This window comes from Synechococcus sp. J7-Johnson (genome assembly GCF_024345795.1).
Lineage (GTDB): Bacteria > Cyanobacteriota > Cyanobacteriia > PCC-6307 > Cyanobiaceae > Regnicoccus_A.
This window is the reverse complement of record NZ_JAGQBU010000014.1, coordinates 15,052-40,322: the sequence shown is the minus strand read 5'-3', so window position 1 is coordinate 40,322 and position 25,271 is coordinate 15,052. Positions and strand designations below refer to the sequence as shown.

General features: G+C 68.1%; 25 protein-coding genes and 1 tRNA gene. 16 read left to right on the top strand and 10 right to left on the bottom strand.

Annotated features, from left to right (window positions below; genetic code table 11):
• Position 1 precedes the first annotated feature (1 nt).
• The 10 genes from KBY93_RS08960 to hypE all read left to right on the top strand — a co-directional run bounded on the left by KBY93_RS08960 (position 2) and on the right by hypE (position 12,544).
• Positions 2-1,441, top strand: a complete 1,440-nt coding sequence (locus tag KBY93_RS08960; protein WP_255094014.1) for a Ni/Fe hydrogenase subunit alpha — start codon at positions 2-4, stop codon at positions 1,439-1,441.
• A 26-nt stretch (positions 1,442-1,467) separates the two neighbouring features.
• Positions 1,468-1,941 carry a hydrogenase maturation protease gene (locus KBY93_RS08955; RefSeq protein WP_255093970.1) on the top strand — a complete coding sequence of 158 codons (474 nt, stop codon included), beginning with the start codon at positions 1,468-1,470 and terminating at the stop codon, positions 1,939-1,941.
• Positions 1,934-2,299, top strand: a complete 366-nt coding sequence (gene hypA, locus KBY93_RS08950; RefSeq protein ID WP_255093969.1) for a hydrogenase maturation nickel metallochaperone HypA — start codon at positions 1,934-1,936, stop codon at positions 2,297-2,299. Before KBY93_RS08955 ends, hypA begins: the two co-directional genes overlap by 8 nt.
• A gap of 122 nt (positions 2,300-2,421) precedes the next feature.
• Positions 2,422-3,144: a hydrogenase nickel incorporation protein HypB gene (hypB, locus tag KBY93_RS08945; RefSeq protein ID WP_255093968.1), complete on the top strand. Its 723-nt coding sequence runs from the start codon at positions 2,422-2,424 to the stop codon at positions 3,142-3,144.
• A complete protein-coding gene (gene hypF / locus KBY93_RS08940) occupies positions 3,141-5,642 on the top strand; it encodes a carbamoyltransferase HypF (protein WP_255093967.1) in 2,502 nt (833 codons plus the stop codon). Before hypB ends, hypF begins: the two co-directional genes overlap by 4 nt.
• Positions 5,578-5,814 carry a HypC/HybG/HupF family hydrogenase formation chaperone gene (locus KBY93_RS08935; RefSeq protein WP_255093966.1) on the top strand — a complete coding sequence of 79 codons (237 nt, stop codon included), beginning with the start codon at positions 5,578-5,580 and terminating at the stop codon, positions 5,812-5,814. The genes hypF and KBY93_RS08935 overlap by 65 nt, the downstream gene beginning before the upstream one ends.
• Positions 5,811-9,413 (top strand): pyruvate:ferredoxin (flavodoxin) oxidoreductase, encoded by a 3,603-nt coding sequence (nifJ, locus tag KBY93_RS08930; RefSeq protein ID WP_255093965.1) that lies wholly within the window; start codon positions 5,811-5,813, stop codon positions 9,411-9,413. Before KBY93_RS08935 ends, nifJ begins: the two co-directional genes overlap by 4 nt.
• Positions 9,410-10,480, top strand: coding sequence for a dihydroorotate dehydrogenase-like protein (locus KBY93_RS08925; RefSeq protein ID WP_255093964.1), 1,071 nt, complete (start codon positions 9,410-9,412; stop codon positions 10,478-10,480). Before nifJ ends, KBY93_RS08925 begins: the two co-directional genes overlap by 4 nt.
• Entirely contained in the window at positions 10,477-11,547 is a 1,071-nt protein-coding gene (hypD, locus tag KBY93_RS08920; RefSeq protein ID WP_255093963.1) for a hydrogenase formation protein HypD, read from the top strand. The genes KBY93_RS08925 and hypD overlap by 4 nt, the downstream gene beginning before the upstream one ends.
• A complete protein-coding gene (gene hypE / locus KBY93_RS08915) occupies positions 11,540-12,544 on the top strand; it encodes a hydrogenase expression/formation protein HypE (RefSeq protein ID WP_255093962.1) in 1,005 nt (334 codons plus the stop codon). The genes hypD and hypE overlap by 8 nt, the downstream gene beginning before the upstream one ends.
• 156 nt (positions 12,545-12,700) lie before the next feature.
• Here hypE and KBY93_RS08910 read toward each other — a convergent pair whose 3' ends face one another.
• The 4 genes from KBY93_RS08910 to KBY93_RS08895 form a co-directional block, all read right to left on the bottom strand.
• Complete coding sequence (locus KBY93_RS08910) at positions 12,701-12,862, bottom strand: hypothetical protein (RefSeq protein WP_255093961.1); 162 nt, start codon at positions 12,860-12,862, stop codon at positions 12,701-12,703.
• Positions 12,863-13,118: 256 nt separating this feature from the next.
• The gene (gluQRS, locus tag KBY93_RS08905; RefSeq protein WP_399222896.1) at positions 13,119-14,078 is read right to left on the bottom strand and encodes a tRNA glutamyl-Q(34) synthetase GluQRS; all 960 of its coding nucleotides are present in this window, start codon (positions 14,076-14,078) and stop codon (positions 13,119-13,121) included.
• Between the two features lie 3 nt (positions 14,079-14,081).
• On the bottom strand, positions 14,082-14,357 hold the full coding sequence (locus KBY93_RS08900) for an HU family DNA-binding protein (RefSeq protein ID WP_094555763.1): 276 nt from the start codon (positions 14,355-14,357) through the stop codon (positions 14,082-14,084).
• Between the two features lie 202 nt (positions 14,358-14,559).
• Positions 14,560-15,255 (bottom strand): MBL fold metallo-hydrolase, encoded by a 696-nt coding sequence (locus KBY93_RS08895; protein WP_255093960.1) that lies wholly within the window; start codon positions 15,253-15,255, stop codon positions 14,560-14,562.
• Positions 15,256-15,318: 63 nt separating this feature from the next.
• On the opposite strand from KBY93_RS08895, the gene KBY93_RS08890 reads away from it, so the two are divergent.
• Positions 15,319-17,394 carry a glycogen-debranching protein gene (locus tag KBY93_RS08890; RefSeq protein WP_255093959.1) on the top strand — a complete coding sequence of 692 codons (2,076 nt, stop codon included), beginning with the start codon at positions 15,319-15,321 and terminating at the stop codon, positions 17,392-17,394.
• 7 nt (positions 17,395-17,401) lie between these two features.
• On the opposite strand, the gene KBY93_RS08885 is transcribed toward KBY93_RS08890, so the two are convergent.
• Positions 17,402-17,472 (bottom strand) — tRNA-Gly (locus KBY93_RS08885).
• A gap of 99 nt (positions 17,473-17,571) precedes the next feature.
• Here KBY93_RS08885 and KBY93_RS08880 point away from each other — a divergent pair.
• The 5 genes from KBY93_RS08880 (at position 17,572) to plsY (ending at position 21,843) form a co-directional block, all read left to right on the top strand.
• Positions 17,572-18,984 carry an MFS transporter gene (locus KBY93_RS08880; protein WP_255093958.1) on the top strand — a complete coding sequence of 471 codons (1,413 nt, stop codon included), beginning with the start codon at positions 17,572-17,574 and terminating at the stop codon, positions 18,982-18,984.
• Positions 18,981-19,730: an ABC transporter permease gene (locus tag KBY93_RS08875; protein ID WP_255093956.1), complete on the top strand. Its 750-nt coding sequence runs from the start codon at positions 18,981-18,983 to the stop codon at positions 19,728-19,730. Before KBY93_RS08880 ends, KBY93_RS08875 begins: the two co-directional genes overlap by 4 nt.
• A gap of 78 nt (positions 19,731-19,808) precedes the next feature.
• Complete coding sequence (locus tag KBY93_RS08870) at positions 19,809-20,231, top strand: DUF3119 family protein (protein ID WP_255093955.1); 423 nt, start codon at positions 19,809-19,811, stop codon at positions 20,229-20,231.
• Positions 20,228-21,205: a DUF3086 domain-containing protein gene (locus KBY93_RS08865; RefSeq protein ID WP_255093954.1), complete on the top strand. Its 978-nt coding sequence runs from the start codon at positions 20,228-20,230 to the stop codon at positions 21,203-21,205. The genes KBY93_RS08870 and KBY93_RS08865 overlap by 4 nt, the downstream gene beginning before the upstream one ends.
• Positions 21,202-21,843, top strand: a complete 642-nt coding sequence (plsY, locus tag KBY93_RS08860) for a glycerol-3-phosphate 1-O-acyltransferase PlsY (protein ID WP_255093953.1) — start codon at positions 21,202-21,204, stop codon at positions 21,841-21,843. Before KBY93_RS08865 ends, plsY begins: the two co-directional genes overlap by 4 nt.
• A gap of 31 nt (positions 21,844-21,874) precedes the next feature.
• Here the strand turns inward: plsY and proC are convergent, their stop codons facing one another.
• The 5 genes from proC to KBY93_RS08835 all read right to left on the bottom strand — a co-directional run bounded on the left by proC (position 21,875) and on the right by KBY93_RS08835 (position 25,265).
• Positions 21,875-22,687 (bottom strand): pyrroline-5-carboxylate reductase, encoded by an 813-nt coding sequence (gene proC / locus KBY93_RS08855; RefSeq protein WP_255094012.1) that lies wholly within the window; start codon positions 22,685-22,687, stop codon positions 21,875-21,877.
• Positions 22,684-23,283 carry a cell division protein SepF gene (locus KBY93_RS08850; protein ID WP_255094011.1) on the bottom strand — a complete coding sequence of 200 codons (600 nt, stop codon included), beginning with the start codon at positions 23,281-23,283 and terminating at the stop codon, positions 22,684-22,686. Before KBY93_RS08850 ends, proC begins: the two co-directional genes overlap by 4 nt.
• A 94-nt stretch (positions 23,284-23,377) precedes the next feature.
• Positions 23,378-24,025 (bottom strand): YggS family pyridoxal phosphate-dependent enzyme, encoded by a 648-nt coding sequence (locus KBY93_RS08845; protein ID WP_255093952.1) that lies wholly within the window; start codon positions 24,023-24,025, stop codon positions 23,378-23,380.
• Between the two features lie 6 nt (positions 24,026-24,031).
• Positions 24,032-24,310 carry a PipX family protein gene (locus KBY93_RS08840; protein WP_094555773.1) on the bottom strand — a complete coding sequence of 93 codons (279 nt, stop codon included), beginning with the start codon at positions 24,308-24,310 and terminating at the stop codon, positions 24,032-24,034.
• 22 nt (positions 24,311-24,332) lie between these two features.
• Positions 24,333-25,265, bottom strand: a complete 933-nt coding sequence (locus KBY93_RS08835) for a CbiQ family ECF transporter T component (protein ID WP_255093951.1) — start codon at positions 25,263-25,265, stop codon at positions 24,333-24,335.
• Between the last annotated feature and the right edge of the window lie 6 nt (positions 25,266-25,271).

Here is a 25,271-nt window from a genome sequence, read left to right as displayed (position 1 = left end):
CATGACCCGCACCGTCGTCATCGATCCGGTCACCCGCATCGAAGGGCACGCCAAGATCACCCTCCACCTCGATGCAGCCGGCCACCTGATCGACACCCGCTTCCACGTGGTGGAATATCGCGGCTTCGAGAAATTCTGCGAGTGCCGCCCGTTCACCGAGATGGCGGGCATCACCGCCCGCATCTGCGGCATCTGCCCGGTGAGCCACCTGCTCTGCGCCGCCAAGACCGGCGACAAGCTCCTGGCCGTGCAGATCCCCCCAGCCGCCGACAAGCTGCGGCGCCTGCTCAATCTGGCTCAGCTCACCCAGAGCCACGCCCTCTCCTTCTTCCACCTCAGCAGCCCCGACTTCCTGCTGGGCTGGGAGAGCGATCCGGCGAAGCGCAATGTCTTCGGGCTGATGGCAGCCGATCCTGATCTGGCCCGGGCTGGCATCCGCCTGCGGCAGTTCGGCCAGCAGATCCTGGAACTGCTCGGCGGTCGCAAGATCCACTCCGCCTGGGCGGTCCCCGGCGGCGTGCGCACGCGCCTCAGTGTCGAAGCAAGGGACTGGATCCTGGATCGCCTCCCCGAAGCGAAGGCCACCATCACCCTGGCGCTCGGTCTCTACAAGACCCTTCTCGATGGCCCCCTGCAGAAGGAGCAGCGGGTTTTCGGTGATTTCCCCAGCCTGTTCATGGGTCTGGTGACCCCCGATGGCAGGTGGGAACACATCGATGGGATGCTCCGCTTCCGCGCCCCCGACGGCACGATCGTGGCGGATGGCCTCAGCGAGGACGACTACGCCTCCTTCCTGGGGGAAGCGGTGGAACCCTGGAGCTACCTCAAGTTCCCCTATTACAAACCCCTGGGATACCCAGATGGGATCTACCGGGTGGGCCCCCTGGCCCGGCTCAATGTCTGCGATTCGATCGGCACCCCCTGGGCCGACAGGGAACTCGAGGAGTTGCGCGACCGCAGCGGCCGGGTGGCAACCAGCTCCTTCGCCTATCACCATGCCCGGTTGGTGGAGATCGTGGCCTGCCTCGAAGCGATCGAGCAGCTGGTGAATGATCCGGAGTGCAGAAACAGCCGGGTCCGGTCCCGCGCCAGCCTCAACCGCAACGAGGCGGTGGGGGTGAGTGAGGCGCCGCGCGGCACCCTCTTTCACCATTACCAGGTCAATGACGACGGCCTGCTGACCCGGGTAAACCTGATCATTGCCACCGGCCAGAACAATCTGGCGATGAACAAGACCGTCCACCAGATCGCCAAGGAGTACATCCCTGATCCGGTGCCGGCCGGCACCGAGATTCCCGAGGCCATGCTCAATCGGGTCGAGGCGGGCATCCGCTGCTTCGATCCCTGCCTTTCCTGCTCCACCCATGCGGCGGGGCAGATGCCCCTGCACCTGCAGCTCCTTTCAGCCGACGGGCAGATCCTGGCCGAACGCCGGCGTTGACCAGGCCGGAGTTGAGCAGGCCGGCGTTGAGCAGGCTGGTGATCGGCATCGGCAACCCCCTCCGCGGCGACGATGGCGTGGGTTGGCATCTGGCCGGAACCCTGACTGATCATTCCGATCTGGTTGAACACTCCGATCTGACCGTCGCGATGGTGCATCAGCTCACGCCGGAGCTGGCCGCCGACCTGGTCGACCGCAGCGGCGTGCTGTTCATCGATGCCTGGCTGGCTGCCGCGGCGGACCCAGCGGAGGCTGCCCGACCGCAGCTGTGTCCGCTGGCCTCCGCACCTACCGGGCCGGGCAGCAGCAGCCATCACCTGGAGCCGGGCGCCCTGGTGGCGCTGGCCGACCTGCTGTTCGGCAGCCGGCCTGCAGCCACGATCCTGCTGATGCCGGCCTTCGCGTTTCCCCATGGAACGGCGATGAGTGCCTCCCAGGCAGCCCTGCTGCCCGAGGCCCGGCGCCTGCTCCGCACCTGGCTGGACCACTCCCTTGCATGAACTGAGCCTGATGGAAGCGGTGCGTGATCTCGCTCTCGAGCGGGCGGGGGAGCACCGCGCCCGCCGCATCAGCACCATCACCCTGCGGATCGGCAGCCTGGCGGGCGTGGAGCCCGACGCGCTGCGTTTCGCCTTCGACGTGGTCATGGCGGGAACGCTTGGGGAGGGGGCCACCCTGGTGATCGAATCGATCCAGGCCCATGCGTTCTGCTACGCCTGCCGCCAGACGTTCCCGGCCCATGACGGGGTCTGTGAATGTCCTGACTGCGGCTCGATCAGCCGCGACCTGGTTCAGGGTCGGGAGCTGCAGCTCGCTTCGCTGGATCTCGACTGCGACGACGATCCGCTTCAGCCATGAGGTCGCACCGCGATGGCACTTCCCTAGTGAATGGCAGCTCCTGCATGCGCTGACTAGCGTCTGATCAGGCTCTGTATCGCTGCGAGCCCTTCACCGTCCGCCGCCTGGGGAGTCCGCCGCCGATGTGCCTCGACTGCAACTGTGGCGCCCCCACCCATACCCACACGCACGCCCACACCCATCTGGAACTGGGACAGGATCTGCTGAGCCGCAATGACACCCAGGCCGCGGCCAACCGATCGCGATTCGGGGCCGCGGGCGTGCCGGTGATCAATCTGCTGTCGTCGCCTGGTTCGGGCAAGACCGCTCTGCTGGAGCGCATGGCCCGCGACTGGGGCGCCAGCCATCGGATCGCGGCGGTGGTCGGTGATCTGGCGACCGACAACGATGCCAGACGCCTGCAGAACGCAGGACTGCGGGCGATCCAGATCACCACCGGCCAGGCCTGCCACCTGGAAGCGGGAATGGTGCAAAAAGCCCTGGCGACGCTCGAATCGGACGGCATCGATCTGGCAGCGCTGGATCTGCTGGTGATCGAGAACGTAGGCAATCTGGTCTGCCCCTCGGCCTACGACCTGGGCGAGAGCCTGCGGGTGGTGATGCTTTCGGTGACGGAAGGGGAGGACAAACCCCTGAAATATCCGGCCACCTTTCATGCCGCCGACGTGGTGGTGATCAGCAAGATCGACCTCAGTGCCGCCGTCGGCTTCGAGCGCAGCCAGGCACTGCGCCACATCGCCCAGGTGGCGCCCCGGGCCCGGGTGGTGGAGGTGTCGGCCAAGTCGGGGGCCGGCATGGACGAGCTTCTGGCCGTACTGGGGCTTCCGATCCCGGCGCCCCTGTGAAGCCCAGGGCACGGCTTCAGCTGCGCTGCAGCGGGATCGTGCAAGGGGTCGGCTTTCGTCCCTTCGTCCACCGGCTGGCCATGGCTCTGGAGCTGGCAGGTGAGGTGGAGAACGTGCGCGGCTCGGTGCGGATCGATCTGGAGGGCGAGCGGGATCGGCTGGAGTCTTTCCTGGAGCGGCTGCCCCGCGAGATCCCCCCTCCGGCACAGCTGGAACCGTTGGAGCCGTGCTGGTTGCCGCCCACAGCCATCACCCCTGCCGCGACGGTACGGATCGCCGCAGGCGCCGCCACGCCGTTAGGCATCGGCCTGGTGGCGCCATCGCTGGCGGCCGATCGGGCACCCTGCGCAGCCTGCCTGGCGGAGCTCAGCGACCCTGCCGATCGCCGCTTCGGCTACCCCTTCATCAGCTGCTGCAGCTGCGGACCTCGTTTCAGCATTGCCACCGCCGAGCCGTTCGCCCGCGCCCACACCAGCCTGGCCAGCTTCGTGCTGTGCCCGAGCTGTCGACAGGAGTTCGACGATCCCCACAACCGCCGCTTCCACGCCGAGACGATCGGCTGTCCCGCCTGCGGCCCCCGCCTGAGCCTGCGGATCGGGGCGCAGGCGGCCCAGCCCCAAACCTCTGGGAGTCCGCGAAGAGAGGACAGCGCGACCCTGATCCAGCGCGCCTGCGAACTGCTCGGCGACGGCCGGATCCTGGCCCTGCAGGGGATCGGCGGCTTCCAGCTGCTGGTCGACGCCAGCAATGCCGCTGCCGTGGCCCAATTGCGACGACGCAAGCAGCGACCCGCCAAACCCTTCGCACTGCTGGTCGGCGATCCCGCCTGGATCTCAGCCCACTGCCTGCTCGACGCCGACGAACTGGAGGCCCTGCAGCATCTCGCCGCGCCGATCGTGCTCCTGCGGCGGCGAGCGCCAGTGGCGGAGTCCTTCCCCGGTGTCGCCCCGGGCAGTCCGGCCATGGGGGTGATGCTGCCGGCCTCGCCCCTGCACCACCTGCTGATCCGCGCCTTCGGCCGGCCGTTGGTGGCCACCAGCGGCAACCGCAGCGGCGAAACGCTCTGCACCGATCCGGCCGAAGCGATCGAACGCCTGGCGGGAATCGCCGATGCCTGGCTCTGCCACGACCGCCCGATCGCCCGCCCCCTCGATGACTCGGTGCTGCAGGTGATCGACGGCAGACCGGCCCTGATCCGCCGGGCACGGGGCCTGGCACCCGAGGCCCTGCCCCTGCCGACCGTGCCTGGCGCCGAAGCCACCACATCTGAATTGGCGCCGCAAGTGCTGGTGGCGCTAGGCGGCGATCTGAAGAGTGCTCCCGCCCTAGCGATCGGCAGCCGGGTCTGGCTGGCCCCCCACCTCGGCGACCTGGCCGAGGGGTCTTGCCAGCAACGGCTGGCGGAGGGGGTCGCGGAGCTGCTGGAACGCCATGGTGGTGGCGGCGCCCTGCTCGTCAGCGACGCCCATCCGGGCTATCTCAGCCATCAACTGGCCGCCACCCAGCCGTTTGAACACCGTGAGGTGCCCCACCACCTCGCCCACGCCCTGGCGGTGATGGCGGAGCATCGGCTCGACGCTCCGGTGCTGGCCTACTGCTTCGACGGACTGGGCTACGGCCACGACCCCGTGGCGCCCCTCTGGGGCGGGGAACTGCTGCAGATCGATGGCGACGGCTGGCGCCGACTGGCCAGCCTGCGCCCATTTCCACTACCGGGGGCCGAGCGCGCCATGGCCGAACCGCGTCGCGCCGCCCTGGGCCTGCTGGCCGCGGCCGGATCCGCCGTGCTCCACCATCCGGGCGCCCGCCACACGCTGGCTGCTTTCTCCCAGGACGAACGACAACTATTGCTGCAGGCGATCGCCAGTCGCTGCAACAGCCCGCTGAGCTCCAGCGTTGGACGACTGTTCGATGCGGTGGCCTCGCTGCTGGGTCTGGCTCAGGTGCTCAGCCACGAAGGCCAGGGAGGCCTGCTGCTGGAGGGAGCCGCAGCGCGGGCCCCTGCTGATCCCGGGGCCTATCCGCTGCCGCTCAGGATGGCGGCCGCGACGGCAAAGGAAGGACTGCCAGCGATGGGCCGGCTCGACTGGCAGCCACTGATCGAGGCGTTGCTGGCCGACCAGGACGCAGGCGTCCCCACCTCGGTCTGCGCCGCCCGGTTTCACAACGGAATGAGCCAGGCCTTCCAGGCGCTGGCCGTGTCGGCATCCCGGCACACAGGAGCGGCCAGGGTGGTCCTGGCAGGCGGGTGCTTTCAGAACCGGATCCTGCTCGAAGGCTCCATCCGTGCGCTTCGGGCCGGCGGTCTCACCCCCTTCTGGGGCGAGAGGGTGCCCGCAAACGACGGCGGCCTGGCCCTCGGCCAGGTCTGGGCGGTTCGCTGCAGCCTGCCTATAAACCAGAGGGAAGACCTTCCATCCCAGAGTCAGCTCCATGTGCCTGGCCGTTCCCGGTCTCATCCTCTCGATCACGAGCCGGCCACCGCAATCGGCGCCTGAACAAGGCGGCCAAGGCGACTGCAACGACGACATCTGGCGCATGGCCGATGTCGACTTCGGCGGCGTTCGCCAGCAGGTGAGCCTGGCCTGCCTCCCGGACGCCCAGGTGGGCGATCAGGTGCTGGTGCACGTGGGGATGGCGCTGAGCCTGGTCGAGGAGGAAGAGGCATGAGCACCCTCACGATCGACGGCAACGAGGCCACCGCCCGGGTCTCCTATCGCCTCAACGAGGTGATCGCCCTCTACCCGATCACGCCGGCGTCGCCGATGGGGGAATGGGCCGATGCCTGGAGATCAGAAGGCCGCCCCAACCTCTGGGGAACGGTGCCCGAGATCGTGGAACTGCAGAGCGAAGCGGGGGCGGCCGGCACGGTGCACGGGGGCCTGCAGGCCGGCAGTCTCACGACCACCTTCACGGCATCGCAGGGATTGCTGCTGATGATCCCCAACCTCTACAAGCTGGCCGGGGAACTGACGCCAGCAGTGCTGCACGTGGCGGCCCGTTCCCTCGCCGCCCAGGGACTCTCGATCTTCGGCGACCACTCCGACGTGATGGCGGTGCGGGGAACCGGCTGCGCCATCCTCTGCGCCAACAACGTTCAGGAAGCGGGAGACCTGGCCGCCATCGCCACCAGAGCCAGCCTCCATTCACGGCTGCCGTTCCTGCACATGTTCGACGGCTTCCGCACCTCCCACGAAATCCAGAAGGTGGAGGCGATCGAGGACGAGGTGCTGCGGCAGCTGATTCCCGAGCAGGCGATCGCCGCCCACCGCCAACGGGCTCTCAGTCCCGATCACCCGGTGCTGCGCGGCACGGCCCAGAACCCCGACGTCTACTTCCAGGCGCGGGAGACGGTGAACGGCTTCTACGACGCGGCACCGGCCGTGGTGGCCGAAGCGATGGACGCGTTCGCCGCCCTCACCGGCCGCTCCTACGCCCCCTATGACTACGTCGGGCCGGCCGACGCCGAGCGGGTGCTGGTGCTGATGGGCTCCGGTTGCGAGACCGCGGTTGAGACCGCCGAGGCCCTGCGAGCAAACGGGGAGAAGGTCGGAGTGCTGAAGGTGCGTCTTTACCGCCCCTTCAGCAATGCACTCATGATCCAGGCGCTGCCGGCCAGCACCCGGGCCATCGCGGTTCTCGACCGCTGCAAGGAGCCGGGAGCGGGGGGGGAGCCCCTCTACCTCGACGTCGTGGCGGCGGTGGCCGAGGAATGGGAGCGGCAGCACGGCGGCGGAACGCCGCTGCCCAGGGTGGTGGGTGGCCGCTACGGACTTTCCTCGAAAGAATTCACACCAGCGATGGTGAAGGCGGTCTTCGACCACCTCTGCGGGGAGGATCCCCTCAACCACTTCACGGTGGGAATCCACGACGACCTCACCCACCGCTCCCTGCCCTGGGAGAACGACTTCGTCACCGAAGCGCCCGGGGAAGTGCGTGCCGTGTTCTATGGCCTCGGCTCCGACGGCACCGTGGGCGCCAACAAGAGCACGATCAAGATCATCGGCGAGAGCACCGACCTCCACGCCCAGGGGTACTTCGTCTACGACTCCAAGAAGTCGGGGTCAGTGACGGTGTCGCACCTGCGCTTCGGCCCCCGGCCGATCCGCTCCACCTACCTGATCCAGCGCCCCACCCTGGTGGCCTGCCATCAATGGGATTTCCTGGGCCGCTTCGACCTCCTGGCCGGCCTCGAGACCGGCGGCATCCTGCTGCTCAACAGTCCCTATCCGGCCGAAGAGAGCTGGCGGCGGCTGCCGGAGGCGATGCGCACCACGATCCGGGCGAAGCAGCTGAAGGTCTGGATCATCAACGCCAGCCAGGTGGCCATGGAGGCGGGCATGGGCTTCCACATCAACACCGTGATGCAGGCCTGTTTCTTCGCGGTGAGTGGGGTGCTGCCGCGGGAGGAGGCGATCGAGCGCATCCGCACCGCGATCGTCAAAACCTATGGCCGCAAGGGGGAGGCGGTCGTGGCCATGAACCTCAGGGCCCTCGATGCGAGCCTCGACCACCTGGAGGAGCTGGCCTACGCCGACCTCCCGATGGTTATGGGCGAGGGCGGGCTGGAGCTCGCCTCCAGCGACGAACGCCTGGCCCGTGCTCCGGCCTTCGTGCGTGACGTCATCGTGCCGATGCTGGAGCGCCGTGGCGACGAGCTGCCGGTGAGTGCCCTGCCCTGTGATGGCACCTTCCCGGTGGGCACGTCCCAGTGGGAGAAGCGCAACATCGCCGAGTCGATCCCGGTCTGGGAAGACGATCTCTGCGTGCAGTGCGGCAAGTGCGTGATGGTCTGCCCCCACGCCGTGATTCGCGCCAAGGTGGTGGAGCCCGACGCACTGGCCACCGCCCCCGAGGGGTTCCGCCGCGCCCCCGCCCGCGACCACGACTTCGAGGGGCAGTCCTTCACCATTCAGGTGGGGGCAGAAGACTGCACCGGCTGTGCCCTCTGCGTGGAAGTGTGCCCGGCGCGGGATCGCACCGAGCCGAAACGCAAGGCCATCAACATGGCTCCACAGCGGCCCCTGCGGGAGCAGGCCCGGGGGTACTGGGACTTCTTCCTCAGCCTGCCGGAGGCCCCGCGCGCCGCTCTGAATCTGCGCAAGATCGGCCAGCAGCAACTGCAGCAACCGCTGTTCGAGTTCTCCGGAGCCTGCGGGGGGTGCGGCGAGACGCCCTACCTCAAGCTCGCCACCCAGCTGTTCGGTGATCGGATGATGATCGCCAACGCCACGGGCTGCTCCTCGATCTACGGAGGCAACCTGCCCACAACCCCCTGGACCACCAATGCGGAGGGGAGGGGGCCGTCCTGGAGCAACTCTCTCTTCGAGGACAACGCCGAATTCGGCTTCGGCATGCGGGTGGCGGTGGATCAGCAGCGACAGATGGCGGGCGAACTGCTGTCCCTGCTGGTACTGCCGGCCAAGCTGGTGGAGGCCATCCTCGGCGCCGACCAGAGCGATGAGGCCGGCATCTTTGCCCAGCGCCAGCGGGTCGCCCAGCTCAAGACCCTGCTGCAGGAGCAGGATGCGGAGTCAGGCTCACCGGCGGCACGTCTTCTGAGCGTGGCCGACGCGCTGGTGAAGCGGAGTGTGTGGCTGGTGGGCGGTGACGGCTGGGCCTACGACATCGGCTTCGGCGGACTCGATCACGTGCTCGCCAGCGGCCGCGACGTGAACGCCCTTGTGCTCGATACGGAAGTTTACTCCAACACCGGCGGCCAGGCCTCCAAGGCCACGCCACGGGCCGCGGTGGCGAAGTTCGCGGCTGCGGGAAAAGCCGCACCGAAGAAGGATCTCGGGCTGATGGCGATGACCTACGGCACCGTGTACGTGGCCAGCGTGGCCATGGGCGCACGGGACGAACACACGGTGAGGGCGTTTCTGGAAGCCGAAAGCTATCCCGGACCTTCCTTGATCATTGCCTATTCCCACTGCATTGCTCACGGCATCACGATGGCCAAGGGCATGGCCCATCAGCAGGCGGCGGTCGATTCGGGGCGCTGGCTTCTCTATCGCTACGACCCCCGGCGAACGGAACGGGGCGAGAATCCGCTCCAGCTGGATTCACGGGCTCCGAGCCGCCCGCTGGCCGAGACGATGGCGGAGGAAAACCGCTTCCGCATGCTCAAGTTCAGCCAGCCCCAGCTGGCCCGGCAGCTGGGGCGACAGGCCCAGCATGAGCTCGATCGTCGCTGGGCCCTCTACCGGGCCCTCGCCTCCCAGGAATGCGGCCCAACCACGACCGCGGCAGGGAGGTCCCAGCCATGAGCCCCGATCTGTCCACCACTTACCTCGGCCTGGAGCTGCGCTCTCCCCTGGTGGTGGGTGCAGCGGCACCCCTGAGTGAGGACATCGACCAGCTGGTGGCACTGGAGCAGGCGGGGGCTGCCGCCGTGGTGCTTCATTCGCTCTTCGAGGAGCAGATCGAGCGCGACCAGCTCGATCTGCATCAGATGGGGATGCAGGGCGCCGAGAGCTATGGCGAAGCCCTCAGCTACGTGCCGGAGCATGCCCTGTTCCATGTGGGATACGAGCTCTATCTCAACCACGTCAGCGAAGCCCGTGAACGTCTGTCGATTCCGGTGATCGCCAGCCTGAACGGCACCAGTCCGGGCAGCTGGGTGCGTTGCGCCCGCCAGCTGGAGGACGCCGGTGCCCATGCCATCGAACTGAATCTCTATGCGATCCCCACCGATCCATACCTCTCCAGCGCCGCGATCGAGAACCAGGTGGAGGAGGTGGTGGCTGAAGTGCAGGCCGAGGTGAAGCTGCCCCTGGCGGTGAAGCTCAGTCCCTTCTTCACCAACTTCAGCGCCATGGCACGGCGGCTTGCGGCTGCCGGGGCCGATGGTCTTGTGCTCTTCAACCGCTTCTACCAGCCTGACATCGACATCGAGACGCTCGAGGTGCGCCCCAACCTGTTGCTCTCCACCCCCCACGACCTGCGCCTGCCGCTGCGCTGGATCGCCCTGCTGCACGGCCGCCATCCCCTCGACCTGGCGGCCACCAGCGGCGTCCAGAGAGGAACCGACGTGGTGCGTCTGCTGATGGCAGGAGCCTGCGTGACGCAGATCGTGGCAGCCCTGCTGCGCCATGGCCCCCAGCGTCTCGCCGTGATCGAAGCCGAGCTGAGCCAGTGGCTGGAGGATCACGACCACGCCACAGCGCGGGAGCTGATCGGCTGCATGAGCCAGCAACGCTGTCCTGATCCAAGCGAATACGAGCGTGCTCAATACATGCGCGCCATCAAGACCTTCCACCCCATTGGCGAGGCCGACCGGCCCGACGGGGAGCCCCTCCCTTCTGACGAGCTGAGCGCGACAGCGCTGCCATGACCAGCACGGTGAACGGGCTGGCGACCCGGCTGGCCGCCATCACCACCAGACCCTGGACCCTGATGGAGGTCTGCGGTGGCCAGACCCACGCCATCGTGCGCTGGGGTCTCGACCAGCTGCTGCCTCCCGGTCTGCGCCTCATCCACGGCCCCGGCTGTCCGGTGTGCGTGACACCGGCAGCCACGATCGATGCCGCCCTGCAACTGGCCCGGCGGCCGGAGGTGATCCTCTGCTCCTATGGCGACATGCTGCGGGTCCCCGGCTCCAGCAGCGACGATCTGCTGGGGGTGCGGGCGGCCGGCGGCGACGTGCGCCTGCTCACCTCGCCCCTGCAGGCGCTGGAGCTGGCGCGCCGCCATCCCCAGCGCACCGTGGTCTTTCTTGCGGTGGGCTTCGAGACCACCGCTCCGGCCACCGCCCTGCTCGCCCGCCAGGCCCTGGGCAGCGGGGTGCGGAACCTTTTGCTGCTCACGGCCCATGTGCGAGTGCCCCCGGCGATGGAGGCGATCCTCAGCGCCGATGGCAACCAGGTGCAGGGCTTCCTGGCGGCGGGGCACGTCTGCACCGTGATGGGCACCGGCGAACTGAACGAGCTGGTGCAACGGCATCGTGTGCCGGTGGTGGTGACGGGCTTTGAGCCCATCGATCTGATGCGTGGCCTGCTGCGCTGTGTGGAGCTCCTCGAGGCCGGACAACCCCAGCTGGCGAATGCCTACCCAAGGGTGGTGAAGCCGGAGGGCAATCCGGCGGCACGGGCGCTGCTTGAAGAGGTGTTCGCCGTGGTGGATCAGCCCTGGCGTGGCTTCGGGATGATCCCTGGCGGCGGGCTTGCCCTGCGCGAGGCCTACGCCAGCCTCGATGTCCGGCGCCACGTCTCCCTGGGCGGCGGCACAGCCGGCGATCCCGGCAACCCCTGCATCAGCGGCCTGATCCTGCAGGGCCGACGCAGTCCACGGGATTGCCCGGCGTTCGGCACTTCCTGCACACCCGAGCATCCTCTGGGGGCGCCGATGGTGTCGAGCGAGGGAGCCTGCGCCGCTTACCACCTCTACCGCCGCCATGACTGAAGCGACGGCCGGAGCGCGGATTCGGCTGGCCCATGGCGGCGGCGGCACGCTGATGCAGCAGCTGATCGACCAGGAGCTGCGCCCCCTCTACAGCGATCCCACCCAGGTGCTCCACGACGCGGCTCGCCTGAAGCTGCCCCATGGCGATCTGGCCTTCACGACCGACAGTTATGTGGTGCAGCCCCTGGAATTCCCCGGAGGAGACATCGGCAGCCTGGCTGTCACCGGGACCGCCAACGACCTCGCCATGGCCGGCGCCCGTCCCCTTCACCTCAGCGTGGGACTGATCCTGGAGGAGGGGCTGGAGCTGGCTGTCCTCCGGCGCCTGGTCGTGTCACTGGCGAACACGGCGCGGCAGTGCGGCGTCACGATCGTGACGGGCGACACGAAGGTGGTGGAGAGGGGCAAGGGCGACGGGGTGTTCATCAACACCAGCGGCATCGGCCTGCTGGCGACCGACCTGCCCATCGATCCGCTGGCGATCGAGCCTGGCGATCGGATCTTCGTCAGCGGCGATCTCGGTCGCCACGGCGTGGCGATCCTGGCGGCCCGCCATGGCCTGGATCTGCACCCCCCCCTGGCCAGCGACTGTGCGCCGCTATGGCCCGTGGTGGAGTCCCTGCTGACGGCGGGGGTGCAGCTTCACTGTCTGAGGGATCTCACCCGAGGCGGGCTGGCCAGCGCCCTCGCAGAACTATCCGGCGCGAGCGGCATGGAGTTCCTGGTGGAGGAGGAGGCGATCCCCGTGGCGCCGCCGGTGGCCCGCACCTGCGAGCTGCTTGGCTTCGAGCCCCTGCATCTGGCCAACGAGGGACGGTTGGTGGCGGTGGTACCTGAACGGTCAGCGGCGACGACCCTGCAGATCCTGGAACCTCTCGGTGGAGCTTTGATCGGAGAGGTCCGGGCTAATGCCGCTCGGGTCCTGCTGCGCACTCGCTTCGGCAGTGAGCGGGTGCTGGTGCCACTGAGCGGCGAACTGCTGCCGCGCATCTGCTGAGGGCCAGGGCACCTGGGGGCAGGGATGATGGGATCTGTTCCCTTGATGCAGTCATGTACACCGACTGGACCTCCGTGATCCTGCTGCTGTTGACCGCCTTGCCGCTGGGGGTGGTGGTGGCCACGGCGGCCTTCTTCATCTGGCGCCAGAAAAAGCTCAAGCAGCGCTGATGTCGCGGCGGGCAGCCCCATGATCAACAAGGCTGCCCTGGCCGAGGCATTCAAGGCAGGTGCGGAAGCTGTTGGAACCCATGCGCAGAACACCGCTGCCTCCGCAGTGGCTGCAGCGCTTCAGACCCATCTGTGCTGAGCCCCTCACCGATGGCGACAAACGAGCTGGATGGGTGAGAACGTGGGGATACCTAGAAGAAGTTGAGAGCTCAGGATCTGTTTCAAGGGCGCTGGGGAACGACACCACAACCCGAGATGACACTCCATCACGGGTTGAGCGGTACTGACTTATCAATCGTTCGGTGCTGGAGCTGGACACGTGGAGATGCTCCAGGGGTTCGTCTTGAAGTCTGAACCGAAAGGCAGACCTTGATCCCGAAACCTTCCTTAAGAGATCCCGGGGCTCAACTCCATCGTCGCAACTGAGTCTTAAGTCGCGACAGATCCAGATCCTGCAGCAGCTCCGTCGCGCTCAGGCGGCTGCCGGCGGGCACCAGATCCAGGCTGGCCGCCATCCGGCCGATCACCGCAGCCGCATCCAGGCCCGCCTGCCGCAAGGGTTCAAGCCCAATGGCATCCTGCCGCTTGGCCAGCCGCTCCCCAGCCTCATCCAGCCAGAGGGGCACATGCCAGGTGTCAGCAAAAGGTCGCCCCAACCGCTCGCTCACCGCCAGCTGCGGCGCCGTTGAGCGCCAGAGGTCAGCTCCTCGCACCACGGTGGTCACCGCCAGCAACAGGTCGTCCACGGCCGAGGTCAGGTGATAGGCGAGCAAACCATCGGCGCGGCGCAGCACCACATCGCCCACCTCGGTGGCCGCGTCCAGGCAGCCCTCCGGACCGATCTCCTCCCTCCAACACAAGGTCCCAGGCTCGAGCCTCAGCCGCCAGCTGGGCAGCCGCCCCTGCCGGGGCCCCCAGCCCACGGACTGATCGCGGCAGGTCCCCGGGTAGAGCGGCCAGCCGCCGTGGGGGGCTGAGAGATCCGCGAGCATCCGGCGGCTGCAGCGGCAGGAATAGAGGGACCCGCCGCGACGCAACGCTGACAGCACTGAGCCGTACAGGCCCTTGCGCTCGCTCTGGCGAAGGGATGGGCCATCCCAGCTGAGGCCAAGCCAGACCAGGTCGGCCTCGATGGCCTCGATGGCCCCTGGACGCTGGCGCGGGCCGTCGAGATCGTCGTGGCGCAACAGAAAACGCCCATTGCTGAGGCGAGCCTGCAGCCAGGCCAGCAGAGCTGTGCGCAGATTGCCCAGATGAAGGACTCCGCTAGGGGAGGGGGCGAATCGCCCCGTGGGCCCCGCGAGCCGACGGCGATCAGCCGCCTCGATCAGCCGCTCCAGCTGTGCGGGGAGGGGAAGCCCCAGGGCTCAGCTCTGGACCTTGTCCTTGAACTGCTTACCGGCAGTGAAGGCTGGCACCCGCTTGGCCGGGATCTTGATTTTTTCGCCGGTCTTGGGGTTGAGGCCCTGACGGGCGGAGCGCTCGCGGGGCTCGAAGGAGCCGAAGCCCAGGATCGAGACCTTCTTCCCTTCCACAACGGAATCCACGATCGTCTCGATCGCGGCGTCGACGACCTTGGACACTTCGGTCTTGGTCAATTCGGTGCGAACCGCAACGAGGTTGACGAGATCAGCTTTGTTCATCGGAGGCGAAAACCTTCAGGAGAATGCGGGAGCTGGACGGAGCGGAAAAACACCCTCTCGCCGGCGCCGGAACGGTACAGCGCGCCAATCGTATGGGGGAAGGGCGGTTCGGGCAACCAAAAACCCCTGCTGAACAATGGTTTGGAGCCGAATCGGCCCCGAACCCGCCCGATCCGGACTCCATGGACCGCCCACCGAAGCCTCAGGAAGGATCAAGCAGACCTTCCTGCAGACCATTCAGCAGGTCATCGAGCAGGCCGCGGCCGCCGTCGATCAGCTTCTCCCCTTGCAGTGCCCCAAGACCCGCTCCGCTGGCGATCCAGCGGGGAGAACCGGGCGGCAGCCAGCGGTGCAGGCTTTCGAGGCTGCGCCGCTGCCGGTCCCAGTGAAAAGTGCGGGCCGTGCGCAGCGGACGGGCCTCCCCCGGCGCGGTCGGCACCAGCAAGCGCCCGCAGAAGAGCACGTCGAGTTCCCCGGCCGCATGGACCACACAGGACCCTGGAGTGGGCCCCGGTGTCCAGAGCGCCCGCAGGCCCCCACCCAGATCAAGCTCATCGCCGAAGGGGGCCAGCCCCTTCACGCCGGGCAGGAGGTAGGCCTCCTGCTCCTGCAACCGCACCGGCCAACCCAGCGCCTCCTGCCAGCGGCGGCAACGCCCATGGCCCTCCCGGCTGGTGAGCAGGATCTTGCCGCCACCGGCCTCTTGCAGAACGGCAAGATTCGCGGCGGTGTAGGCCGGCACATCGATCAGCAGCGGCGCCTGACCCCGGGGCGCCAGCAGCCAGGAGGTCCCCCCCCTGCTGTCGCGGTTGGGGGCGAACACCCACAGTCCGGGGAGCACGGGCGTGGGCGGTCGCCCAGCCTCCATGGTCGTCTCGCCACTCTCCTCAACCGGCATCGAGCCTCCCGAGGGCCAACGCCCCGCACAGCACTAACTTGTAGCGACGGGTGACCCGAGTCCTTGTCTTCGATCCAGCTCGGACATCCCTGGCCCCTCGGGGCAGCGATCACCGCCCGGGGGGTGAATTTCTCCCTGGTGGCCCCAACGGCCACCAGGGTGGAGCTGCTGCTGTTCGCCCGCGGCAGCTCGCCTGAACCCTTCCGGATCATTCCGCTGGATCTGCGCCATCGCTCCGGCGACCACTGGCATGTGGAAGTGGAGGGCATCGGCGAGGGCACCTGCTACGGCTACCGGGTTTATGGGCCATTGATGCCCGGTGGACACGGCTTCAACCCCTCCAAGGTGCTGCTTGATCCCTGTGCCAGGGCGATCAGCGGCTGGGATGTCTACCGCCGCCGTGATGCAATCGGCGCCATCCCAAACACGGCCAGCTGCTTGAAGGGAGTGGTCACGGAGCGGGATCGCTTCGATTTCGTGGCCGCGCCGAGGCCCCGCCACAGCTGGCAGACCACGGTGATCTACGAGCTGCACGTGGGCGGGCTCAGCCGGGGCCAGGGCAGCCCCGTGGCCACCGAGCGCCAGGGCAGCCTGCTGGGCGTGATCGACGCCCTGCCCTATCTGCGCAGCCTGGGGGTCACCGCACTGGAGCTGCTGCCGGTGATGGCCTTCGATCCCCAGGACGCCCCCCACGGGCGACAGAACTACTGGGGCTACAGCCCCCTGAGCTGGATGGCACCCCATCAGGGCTATCTGGTGGGCGACGACCCGCTGGCGGGGCGCCAGCAGATGCGTCAGCTGGTCACCGCCTGCCACCAGGCCGGGATGGAGGTGCTGCTCGATGTGGTCTACAACCACACCAGCGAAGGCAACCAGGACGGGCCGACCCTGAGCTGGCGCGGCCTGGCCGACCACCTCTATTACCACCAGAACATCCGTGGCGACTACCAGGACGTCACCGGCTGCGGCAACACCATCGCCGCCAACCGCCCCCTGGTGAGGAGGCTGCTGCTGGAGTCGATGCGCTGCTGGGCCCTGGAGCTGGGCATCGACGGCTTCCGCTTCGATCTCGGCATCGCCCTCAGCCGTGGCGAGGAGCTGGCCCCACTCGACCAGCCGCCGCTGTTCGAGGAGATCGAGGCCGACCCTGAGCTGAGCGACCTCAAGCTGGTGAGCGAACCCTGGGATTGCGGCGGTCTCTACCGGCTCCATGATTTTCCGGCGCGCCGCATGGGCACCTGGAACGGCCGCTTCCGCGACGACGTGCGCCGCTTCTGGAAGGGGGACGACAGCTGCTGCTGGTCGATGGCCCAGCGGCTGTCAGGGAGTTCCGATCTCTATGGCGGCAAGCCGGCAAAGGCTGGCCGCAGCATCACCTTCATAACCGCCCACGACGGCTTCACCCTCGCCGATCTGGTCAGCTACGGCGTCAAGCACAACCTGGCCAACGGCGAGGACAACCGTGACGGAGACAACCACAACAACAGCTGGAACCACGGGGTGGAGGGGCCCTGCAGCGATCCGCAGATCAGCGAGCTGCGCAACCGCCAGATCCGCAACCTGCTGGGCACCCTCCTGCTGGCGCCCGGGGTGCCGATGCTGCTGATGGGCGATGAAGTGCGCCGCAGTCAGGGGGGCAACAACAACACCTGGTGCCAGAACAATCCCCTGGGCTGGATGCACTGGCGCCCCGACGAAGACGACCAGGCCCTTCATCAGTTCGTGAGCCGGCTGGTAGGCCTGCGCCGCCGCCTCGAAGGCCTGCTCAATCCTGAGAGCCCCCATGCCGACCCCCCCCCCTCCAGGCCGGGCGAGCGGGATCTGATCTGGCGCGAGTGGCACGGGTTGGAGCTGCTCCAACCCGACTGGGGCAGCTGGTCCCACAGCCTGGCCTGGAGCCTGCACGACCTGCGCCACGGCCCCCTGCTCTGGTGCGGCATGAATGCTTACTACCAGCCGATGACCTTCAAGCTTCCTGAGCCCAGCGCCGGCTGGCTACGGCTGATCGACACCGGCCAGATCGCTGGCGATGAACTGCTGGTGTCGCCCCAGCCCTTGAGCGCCGAGACGGCAGCTCTACAGGGCCGCAGCCTCATGCTGCTGGCGGCTCCCCACCTGATCGAGGCGACGGGGCTTTGAAGAAACAAGCGGGCGGCGGGAATCGAACCCGCATCATCAGCTTGGAAGGCTGAGGTTTTACCACTAAACTACGCCCGCACCAGTACAAGCGTACCGTCGGTGGGCGCCCAGCCCGGCCCAACGACCACGGCGAACGCTTGCCTGCAGCATTATGACCTGCGCCTGGTACAGCCCTTCTTGACCTCTCCCGAGACCACGCTGAGCCCCCAGGCGTCCACATCGGTGAGAGATGCATCCAGCCTCAGCGGCGCGGCTCGCCGTCGCATGCTCTGGTCGTATAGCCTCGGTGACGCCGGCACCGGCATGGCCGCCACCCTGCTCGGCTTCTACCTGTTCGTCTTCTACACCGGTGTGGCGGGCCTGCCGGCCTGGATGGCCGGCCTGGTGCTGATGGTGATCAAGGTCTGGGACGGCATCAACGACCCGATCGTCGGCTTCCTCAGTGACCACACCAATAGCCGCTGGGGTCCGCGCATTCCCTGGATCGCCTTCAGCGCCGTGCCGCTCGGCCTGAGCATGGCGGCGCTGTGGTGGGTGCCCCCCGGCAGCGACTGGCAGAAGTTCACCATTTTCGTGCTGATCCAGCTGGTGGCGATGGGGCTCTACACCTGCGTCAACCTGCCTTACTCGGCCCTCGCCTGCGAGCTCACCACCGACACGCCCCTGCGCACCAAGCTCAATGCCCTGCGCTTCACCGGCTCGATCATCGCCGGCCTGAGCGGGCTGGTGCTGGGAGCCCTGCTGGTGGGCGGCGGCGCCGAGGGGTACCAGCGCATGGGCCTGATCTCCGGCACGCTGATCGCCATCACCAGCCTGGTCTGCGCCTGGGGGCTGGCCCCCTTCGCCCGCCACTGCCAGCGCCCCAGCGGCCATCCCGAACCGCTCGGCAAGCAGTTGAGGCGCATCAGCCGCAATGGTCGCTTCCTGCGGGTGCTGGGGCTCTACCTGCTGCTCTGGTGCGCACTGCAACTGATGCAACCGGTGTCGCTGATCTTCCTGACGGTGGTGATGCGCATCCCCGAGAGCTGGAGCACCTGGATTCTGATTCCCTTCCAGCTCAGTGCCCTGGCGGGCCTGCAGCTCTGGAGCTGGGTGGCCTACTGGCACGGCAGGGTTCATGCCCTGCGCTGGGGCGTGGGGCTCTGGGTGGTGGGCTGCATGGCGGCGATGGTGCTGGTGCCGCTCAATCCGGACATCTCCCCCACCGGTTCAGCCGGAAACCTGCTGAATCTCTCTTTGCTGGTGGTCACGATCATGCTGGTGGGACTGGGCGCCGCCACCGCCTATCTGATCCCCTGGGCCCTGCTGCCTGATGCTATCGATGCCGATCCCGACAAACCCGCCGGCCTCTACACCGCCTGGATGGTGATCACCCAGAAGCTGGGCATCGGCGTGGCGGTCTTCGTGCTCGGCAACGTCCTCAGCTTCAGCGGCTACAAGGCCGCCAAGGGGCTGCTCCAGCCCGACTCAGCCCTGCTCACGATCCGGCTGTGCATGGGCATCATCCCGGTGGTGCTGATCGTGGTGGGGCTGGTGGTGATGCGGCGCTGGCCGGAGCGGCGGCGACGGCGTCCAGCACTGCAACCATGAGGCTTCCCCGCTATGTCCAGCGGCTCGGCAGCAGCTGCCTGATCGGCGGGCAGGCGATCTCCGCCCTGTCCAAGGGCCGCATCAACCTCAACGACCTGTTCGAGCAGATGCTGGAAGCCGGTCCCGGCAGCTTCCTGATCGTGATCATCACGGCGCTGGCCGCCGGCACGGTGTTCAACATCCAGGTTGCCGCGGAGCTCACCCGCCAGGGTGCCGGATTCTCCGTCGGCGGCATCCTGGCCCTGGGGCTGGCCCGGGAGATCGCTCCGCTGCTCACAGCCACCCTGCTCACCGGAAAGGTGGCCACGGCCTATGCCGCCCAGCTGGGCACGATGAAGGTGACCGAACAGATCGATGCGATCACGATGCTGCGCACCGATCCGGTGGAATACCTGGTGGTGCCACGCGTGCTGGCGCTGGTGGTGATGGCGCCGGTGCAGTGCCTGCTGTTCTTCGTGGTGGGGATCTGGTCGGGCCAGGTGAGCAGCACCTTCCTCTATTCGATTCCGCCCTCAGTGTTCTGGAATTCCGTGCGCACCTGGATGGAGCCCTCCGACCTGCCTTCAATGCTGGTGAAGGCCGTGGTGTTTGGTCTGCAGATCGCGGTGATCGCCTGCGGCTGGGGCCTCACCACCCGCGGCGGCCCCAAGGAGGTGGGCACCAGCACCACCGGCGCCGTGGTGATGATCCTGGTGACGGTGAGCCTGGTGGATGTGGTCCTCACCCAGGTGCTCTTCGGTGGCTGAGTCATCGGGCCGGCTGCCGGCGGGGGCCCGAGCAGCAAGCGCTGGCCAACGGGGGGGCAGGCGCTGCAGCATGGAGCGATGACGACTCCCACGAGCCCTGCCCCGAGCGGCCCCGATCCAGCCAACGGGATGATTCTGGCGCCCCGCCCCTGGGTGCCCCTGGGGTTGATCGCCATAGGCGTGGCGCTGCTGCTCCTCCAGCGCGTCTGGAGCTGGATCCCGATCGCCGCCGCGGTGGTCGGACTGCTCGGGCTGGTCCTGCTGCTGCAGACCCTGCTGCTGCGGCTGCAGTTCAGCGGCGATGCCCTGCTGGTGTGGAGCCGCTCCACCCTGCTGCGCCGCTTCCCCTACAGCGAATGGATCGGCTGGACGCTGTTCTGGGGACCCCTGCCGGTTCTGTTCTATTTCCGTGAACGCCGGAGTCCCCATCTGCTGCCGGTGCTCTTTGATGCCAACGCCCTGCGCCAGCAGCTGGAGCTGCACCTGAGCGGCCTGCCATGAGCGACATCACCCCCATTCCCGAAACCGGCTCCGAACCACTACCCGAGCCCGAAGCGGCAGCTGCCTCTTCGGCTGCCGCCGAACCGATCGCCTCCGCTCAGCCGGCGGCCCATGGGGAGCTGCTGGAGCTGGCCCTGAGCGATCTGCGCGAGCGCCGGGCGGCCCTGCTGAGCGAGATCCAGGCCCTGGAGCAGCGTCGTAAGCAGCTGGACGCCGATCTCGACGGGAGCCTCAGCGGCCGCGCCGACGGTATCGCCCGCCGGCTCAAGGGTTTCCAGGACTACCTGGTGGTGGCCCTGCAGGATCTGGCCAGCCAGGCGGAGCTGATGGACCTGGTGGTACAGCCCCTGCAGGTGCAGCCCTCACCTCTGGATCCTCAGCCTGAGGCCGTGCCGACAGCGGCGGCCCAGCAGATCGCACCGGCGGCGGCGGGCCAGTTCAGCCAGGACGCCGAACTGATCCGCGATCGCCTCGCCCGCTTTCAGGGACAGCCCGATTTCTATGCCGATCCCTGGAAGCTGCGCCGCAGCCTGGAGCCCGCTGCCGCCGGCCTGCTCGAAGACTGGTTCCTCAACCAGGGCGGGCGGGGTGCCCAGGCCAGCACCGGCAGCCGCAACCGCAATGCCCTGATCACCGCTGGTGCGGTGGCGATCCTGGGGGACCTTTACGGCGACCGCTTCCAGACCCTGGTGCTGGCCGGAGAGCCCGAGCGGCTCGGAGAGTGGCGCCGCGGCCTTCAAGACTGCCTGGGACTGGCCCGGGAAGACTTCGGCCCCAACAGCGGCATCGTGCTGTTCGAGCGGCCCGATGCCCTGATCGAGCGGGCCGACCGGCTCGAGGAGCGTGGCGAACTGCCCTTCATCGTGATCGATGCTGCCGAGCAGGTGGTCGACATACCGGTGCTTCAGTTCCCCCTCTGGCTGGCCTTTGCCGCCACTGCCAACGAACTGGCCCTGGAACAGGACCTGCCGTGAGCCAGCCGCTCCTGCCCCTGCTGGTGCTGGCTGCGGGGTACCTGCTGGGCTCGCTGCCCACGGGCTGGCTGGCCGGCCGCTGGCTGGCAGGCATCGACCTGCGCCAGCTGGGCTCCGGATCCACCGGGGCTACCAATGTGCTGCGGCAGCTGGGCAAGGGCCCCGCCCTGGTGGTGTTCCTGGTGGATGTGCTCAAGGGCACCGCCGCGGTGCTGCTGGCCAAGGCCCTGCTGCAGCCCAGCGGGTTCACCCCCAGCACCGACTGGTGGGTGGTCGCGGCCGGTCTGGCCGCCCTGGCGGGCCACATCTGGCCCGTTTGGCTGGGCTGGAAGGGGGGCAAGGCGGTCGCCACAGGACTGGGCATGCTGCTGGGCCTGGTGCCTGCCGTGGGCCTCGCCTGCTTCGGGATCTTTCTGGCCTGCCTCACCATCAGCCGGATCGTCTCACTCTCCAGCGTCGTGGCGGCCCTGAGCCTGCCCCTGCTGATGTTGGGAGCCTTTGCCGGGGCCGGCACCGGCCTGAGGCCGGCCTACCTGGCCCTGGCGGCGCTCACCACCGTGCTGGTGGTCTGGCGGCACCGCAGCAACCTGAAGCGGCTGCAGGCGGGCGAGGAACCGCGGCTGGGAGAGAAGACTTAGCTCTGGGTAGCCTGCTGGCCAGCTGGATGCCCTAGCCGGCGTTGAGGGCCCGGCTGCGCTCCGCCGCTGCCAGCACCGCCTCGATCAGAGCGCTGCGCACCCCCGCCTGCTCCAGCTGACGCAAGGCCGCGATCGTGGTGCCAGCCGGACTGGCTACCATGTCCTTGAGCTGGGCCGGGTGCAGGCCCTGCTCCTGTATCAGTTTCAGCGAGCCAGCCATCATGCCCAGGGCCAGCTCCAGGGCCAGGGGCCGGGGCAGGCCCGAGGCCACGCCACCATCAGCGAGCGCCTCCAGCAGAACCGCCGCCATGGCAGGGCCTGAGGAGGCCAAGGCCAGCAGACCATCCAGCTGGCTCTCGGGCAGCTCCTTGACCACCCCGACGTGGGCGAAGAGATCCAACACCCACTGGCGCTGCTCGGCCGGCAGGTCGTCGCCCCAGGCCAGACCGGTGATGCCGGCGCCCACCAGGCAGGGAGTGTTGGGCACGGCCCGCACACAACGCCAACCGGGGAAAGACCGCTCCAGCCGTTTCAGGGTCACGCCGGCCAGAACTGAAATCAGCAGTGGAGCGTCGTCGCCAGGTGGCGGCGGCGGCGCGCCGGCCGCCACCGCTGCGAGCAGCTGGGGCTTGACCGCCAGCAGCACAGCTGGGGCAGCCCAGGCCTGAGCCGGATCACGACCCACGGCCACACCGAGCTCCGCCTGGAGGCGCCTGGCCGAGTCTGCGCTGGCGACCACGGCCTGTACCTGATCACGGGGGATCACCCCCTGATCAAGCAGCGGAAGCAGAAGAGCCCGGGCCATGCGGCCCAGGCCGATCACACCAAGACCGGAGGGCTTCAGAGGCTGAAACCGGAGGCGGAATCCTGACGGCCCCAGGCAGGGCTTGGAGCGGCCGGATCGCTCTCGCCGCCGGCGGGTTCGCGGCTGGACACGATCGTGGGCGAGGAGGGTTCTTCGCTGCTGGCGGTGGTGACCGTGACACAGCTGGGGGCGAACAGGAAGATGCTCTCGCCCACCCGCTCCTGGTGGCCATCGATGGCGAAGGTGCCGCCCGCCACGAAGTCGACCGCACGCTGGGCCTGGTCCGGCTCCATCATCGTGAGATTCAGGATCACGGTCTTGCGGTCACGCAGGGCCTGGATCGCCCGGGGCATTTCATCGAAGCTCCTCGGCTCCATCAGGGTGACCTCCGCCGCCGAGGAGGAGAGCCCCGGCATGCCGATGACGTTGCTGGAGGAGCTGACGGAGCCGAAGGGATCGTCGCTGCTGAAGTCGCTGGTCAGGGCGAGGGCACTGCCGCTGGAGAGGGCCGGCCGGCCGGGGGGTGCCGAACTGGCAGGCGAATCGCCGGGGTCGTAGTCCAATTCGTCGTCGTAGTCACCGTCGAGGTAGTCGTCTCCGGAAACGACGGCACGCAGGCGGGAGAACAACGACACCGTGGGCACCTTCGGTTGGAGATGTACTTACTTAGCGTCCCATGCCTTCGGTTGCAACTGGACACAACCTGGATACCGATTTCCGACACAAGGTTCAGGCCCTGGCGCCGAACAGGGCCGAGCCGATCCGCACCCAGGTGCTGCCGGCCCGCACCGCCTCGGGCCAGTCGTTGCTCATGCCCATCGAGAGCTCCCCAAGGCCCAGGGTCGCTGCCAGCGCAGCACAGTCCTGGAACAGCCTGAAGCGCTGATCGGCCTCCAGCCCCAGGGGAGCGATCGTCATCAGACCCACCGGCACCAGGGGCTCCAGCGCCCGCAACCGGGGCCAAAGCCGCTCCAGCTCCCCGGGCTCGAATCCCGTCTTGCCGGGATCGCTCCTCAGCTTCACCTGAAAGAACAACCGGGGGCTGAGTTGCTCCTCAGCGGCGATCCGCTGCAGCCGCTCGGCCAGGGCAAGACCATCGACGGAATGGATCGTGCCGAAATGGCGCAGCACCCCCCGGGCCTTGTTGGCCTGCAGCCTGCCGATGAAATGCCAGTCGAGAGGCTCGAGATCGGCCAGTTCCACCTGCTTGGCCTGCGCCTCCTGCAGGCGGCTTTCGCCGAAGCTGCGCAGCCCCAGGGACACCGCCTCGCGCAGACGGACCGCCGGCTGCCCCTTGCTGACCGCCAGCAGACGAGCCTGGGGGGGCAACTGCCCCTGCAGGGCCTTCAGCCGCTGGGCAAGGTCGTCAGCGGGCATCGCCGATCAGATGAAAGTCTGATCGAACAGCTGGCGCCAGCGGGGCAGATGCACACTGCCATCACGTCGGGCCCGCGCCAGGTTCTGCTCCGCCACGTGGCGGGCATCCATCAGCGGAATCACCTCGAACTGGGCCCCGCGTGGCTGCAGGGTCACCAGGAAGAACATCCGCTGGGCGTAGAGGGTGGCGAATAGATCGCGACCTTCACCCGCTGGAGCCACCCGATACAGGAGACCGAATGTCGGATGATTGAGATAACGCTCTGTGGTCGCGTCGACGCTCACTGACGGCTGCAATGGCTACCAATTACAGCGCACCGTACTGCCAGCGCAGTCCGAGGAACACCACCAGGGCTCCAGCCGCCACCAGGTTGAGCCAGCGAGCCGCCCGCCTGGCCAGCCGCATCTGGGCCGGCGGCACCCACTGCCCGCCCCTGGCCATCAGGGCTTCGGCCCCCTGCTCCGAGCGCAGCAGCAGGTTGGCGAGCAAGCGCTCCGCCACGGAAAGCAGCAGCCCGAGCCCACTCTTCCAGCCCAGGCTCTTGAGGTTCACAGCCCGGGTGGCGATCGAGCGCAGCAGGTTCTGGAACTCCTCCTGCACCAGCGGCAGAAAACGCAGGGAGAGGAGCAGGGTGAAGCCGAGCCGCTCCACCGGCAGCCCCAGGGCGCCAAGCGGCGTGATCACCCAGCTCAGCGCCCACACCAGTTCCTCCGGCGGGGTGGAGAGCAACAGCAGGTTGGCGCTGTGCAACAGGGTGAACAGGAGCGTGGCGCTGTTCAGACCGAGCTCGGCTGAGCGGCGGTTCACCACCAGCGGCCCGATCGGCAGGGGTCCGAGCTGGACCGGCCCCCAGCGCAGCACCTCCCAGGGCAGCCCTTGACGCTGGGGAGCTGGCCCGCCTCCGGGGGGTGGGGCCAGCAGGAGTTCCCGGGGGGAGCGCATCGCGCTGGCGGAGGCCACCACACCCACAGGCACCAGGGAGGCCAGCAGGCCCACCAGCAGGCAGAGAGCCAGCAGCACCGGCAGGTTGCGCCGCCAGAGGCGCCAGGGCAGACCGCAGACGGCCGTGATCAGCAGCAGCAGCGCCACCAGGGTCAGACGCCACTGGGGACCTGCCAGGACCGGCGTGGCCAGGAAAGCCAGGGTCCAGCCCAGCTTCAGTCGGGCATCGAGCCGCCGCAGCCATCCCCGCTGCCCATCGACGTACTGGCCGATGGGCAGCTGACGCAGCCAGTCCATCAGGAG

Bases quoted from the DNA above. Each gene is read 5' to 3' on its own strand.
- KBY93_RS08960 (WP_255094014.1), top strand. From the start codon at position 2: ATGACCCGCACCGTCGTCATCGATCCGGTCACCCGCATCGAAGGGCAC.
- hypB (WP_255093968.1), top strand. From the start codon at position 2,422: ATGTGCCTCGACTGCAACTGTGGCGCCCCCACCCATACCCACACGCAC.
- KBY93_RS08935 (WP_255093966.1), top strand. From the start codon at position 5,578: ATGTGCCTGGCCGTTCCCGGTCTCATCCTCTCGATCACGAGCCGGCCA.
- nifJ (WP_255093965.1), top strand. From the start codon at position 5,811: ATGAGCACCCTCACGATCGACGGCAACGAGGCCACCGCCCGGGTCTCC.
- KBY93_RS08925 (WP_255093964.1), top strand. From the start codon at position 9,410: ATGAGCCCCGATCTGTCCACCACTTACCTCGGCCTGGAGCTGCGCTCT.
- hypD (WP_255093963.1), top strand. From the start codon at position 10,477: ATGACCAGCACGGTGAACGGGCTGGCGACCCGGCTGGCCGCCATCACC.
- hypE (WP_255093962.1), top strand. From the start codon at position 11,540: ATGACTGAAGCGACGGCCGGAGCGCGGATTCGGCTGGCCCATGGCGGC.
- KBY93_RS08900 (WP_094555763.1), bottom strand. From the start codon at position 14,357: ATGAACAAAGCTGATCTCGTCAACCTCGTTGCGGTTCGCACCGAATTG.
- KBY93_RS08895 (WP_255093960.1), bottom strand. From the start codon at position 15,255: ATGCCGGTTGAGGAGAGTGGCGAGACGACCATGGAGGCTGGGCGACCG.
- KBY93_RS08875 (WP_255093956.1), top strand. From the start codon at position 18,981: ATGAGGCTTCCCCGCTATGTCCAGCGGCTCGGCAGCAGCTGCCTGATC.
- KBY93_RS08870 (WP_255093955.1), top strand. From the start codon at position 19,809: ATGACGACTCCCACGAGCCCTGCCCCGAGCGGCCCCGATCCAGCCAAC.
- KBY93_RS08865 (WP_255093954.1), top strand. From the start codon at position 20,228: ATGAGCGACATCACCCCCATTCCCGAAACCGGCTCCGAACCACTACCC.
- KBY93_RS08845 (WP_255093952.1), bottom strand. From the start codon at position 24,025: ATGCCCGCTGACGACCTTGCCCAGCGGCTGAAGGCCCTGCAGGGGCAG.
- KBY93_RS08835 (WP_255093951.1), bottom strand. From the start codon at position 25,265: ATGGACTGGCTGCGTCAGCTGCCCATCGGCCAGTACGTCGATGGGCAG.